This window comes from Echinicola shivajiensis (genome assembly GCF_018642165.1).
Taxonomy (GTDB): Bacteria; Bacteroidota; Bacteroidia; order Cytophagales; family Cyclobacteriaceae; genus Echinicola; species Echinicola shivajiensis.
The window spans coordinates 1-750 of the sequence record NZ_JAHHZM010000032.1 but is presented as its reverse complement, the minus strand read 5'-3'; the positions used below and the strand labels follow the sequence as shown (position 1 = coordinate 750).

Genomic DNA, 750 nt, shown 5'->3' with positions numbered 1-750 from the left:
TAATTATACCATCAGTTATATGGACGGCAACCTTGAAATAAGCCAGGCCAGCCTATCGGTCATTGCCGATGAGCAGACCAAGGTCTATGGCACGGCAGATCCTGTATTGGGCTATACTGCTTCCGGTTTTGTCAATGGTGATGATGAGAACATTTTGACAGGAAGCTTAAGCAGAGCAGCAGGTGAGTCAATTGGTGTATATGATATTAATTTGGGCAGCTTGTCCGCAGGGGATAATTATAATATTGTCTACCAGTCAGCCACGCTTACCATCCAGGGCATGAAGATCGAGGAGGTCTACGAGCCTGCTGCAGTTACCGTGGACTGGGGAGTGGCCGTTGATGGCATATTGCTACCTGAAACGGTACTGGTAAGGACCGAACAGGATGAGCTGATCAACCTGAAAGTCAACTGGAACAGATCATCGATAGATACCAGGGCAAGGGGAGCTTACCATATCACCGGCCTGCTGGAGCTTCCGGGGACCATATTGGTCGAAGAGGTACCTGTACCGTTCATGTTCGTAAACGTCAATGCGAAGCCGTTCCCAGAGGAGATTGTCCTTGACAATAACAGTTTTGAGGCCCAGAACGGCCCACTTGCAATAGGCGGTTTCACGGTGGTGGACCCAGTGGACAACCAACATGTCCTGGAACTGGTTGAAGGCTCCATGGACAATGGCTACTTCTCCCTTTCCGACAATACCTTGTACTGGGACAGCCAGGAGGCACTTGCGGGCAGGACGGCTTT

The 750-nt window shown here is 50.4% G+C and carries 1 protein-coding gene; it reads left to right on the top strand.

The window, feature by feature from the left end:
- Positions 1-19: 19 nt before the first annotated feature.
- Positions 20-750: MBG domain-containing protein (locus tag KMW37_RS22355; protein WP_215226865.1), on the top strand; the 731-nt coding region annotated here is incomplete at its 3' end.